Source organism: Vibrio sp. 10N.261.46.A3 (genome assembly GCF_041472995.1).
GTDB classification, from domain to species: domain Bacteria; phylum Pseudomonadota; class Gammaproteobacteria; order Enterobacterales; family Vibrionaceae; genus Vibrio; species Vibrio coralliirubri.
The window spans coordinates 1-1,037 of sequence record NZ_JBFRRH010000097.1; the positions used below are offsets into that span (position 1 = coordinate 1).

2 protein-coding genes are annotated in these 1,037 nt (G+C 39.0%); both read left to right on the plus strand.

Translation table 11 applies throughout. From position 1 onward, the window contains the following. Nucleotides 1–240 precede the first annotated feature (240 nt). Nucleotides 241–546, plus strand: coding sequence for a type II toxin-antitoxin system RelE/ParE family toxin (locus AB4484_RS20610; protein ID WP_372080119.1), 306 nt, complete (start codon nucleotides 241–243; stop codon nucleotides 544–546). 81 nt (nucleotides 547–627) lie between these two features. Then, nucleotides 628–927, plus strand: coding sequence for a HigA family addiction module antitoxin (locus AB4484_RS20615; protein ID WP_372080121.1), 300 nt, complete (start codon nucleotides 628–630; stop codon nucleotides 925–927). The last annotated feature ends 110 nt before the right edge of the window (nucleotides 928–1,037 follow it).

Below are 1,037 nucleotides of genomic sequence, written 5' to 3' on the forward strand. Positions count from 1 at the left end.
TATAATGATCTTGCCGTGGTGCCGTTATGGTAAATACACACGATGATATTGACACGCGAAACGTTGCGGGTTACAGTCGACCTGTTGCAAATACCGTCCACTATGTGAAGTGAGTAGACAAAATATATTCAATAGATTGGTACGCGTTCTTTGATAACAATAAAAACATTAAAAGGAATATCAAATGGATATCAATCACTTATTAAATATATATAACAAATGTCTATGGAGGGCTTCACATTGGCTATTAAAAGTTTTTCTCACAAAGGACTTAAAAACTTCTACTTTAACGGAACTAAAAGTGGCTTAAATACAAACCACATCGACAGCATTGGCTATATACTTGATGCTGTCGAAGCATCGCACCATCCTCAAGACTTGAAAGCAATTTATGGTAACAAGTTCTCTGAGAAAAAAGGGGCTGGTAAAGGGGTTTATAGCATCGAGGTTAATGGAAACTGGCGAATAACCTTTCAAATACAAGATGAAGGTGCCGTTTTTCTTGATTATGTCGATTATCACGGGAAAAAAATAAAAGCCCGATAGCAGCCCACTAGAATCTGAGGTCACAATACATGCGACCTCAGCCTACCTAGTCAAATGCAGGTAGGCTTTAGGAGAATGGCAATGAAAATGACGAGAAAACCATCACATCCGGGGAAGTTCTTTAAACACACTATTCTGGATGATAGAGGCATATCAATTACTGAGGCAGCAGTAAATTTAGGTGTTACAAGAAAAGCACTAAGCGAGTTTGTTAATGGTAAAGCCAAGTGCTCACATGCAATGGCTAGGCGTTTAGCTGAAGTAACAGGAACTGGTGTTGGAATTTGGATCATGATGCAAGCAAAACTAGATACTTGGGAGGCTGAAAATATGGAAATAGAAACGCCTACTATCCCATTTAAAACGCAGCTTCAAGCTTGAGCAAAAAACATTCCTACCCAATTTAATAGCAATATTCCATAACGTAAATGGCTCCCGATTGGGAGCCATTCTTGTATCTAAATCTGGGTTCGCACTAAGTGCAGTTACGT

Bases quoted from the DNA above. Each gene is read 5' to 3' on its own strand.
- AB4484_RS20615 (WP_372080121.1), top strand. From the start codon at position 628: ATGAAAATGACGAGAAAACCATCACATCCGGGGAAGTTCTTTAAACAC.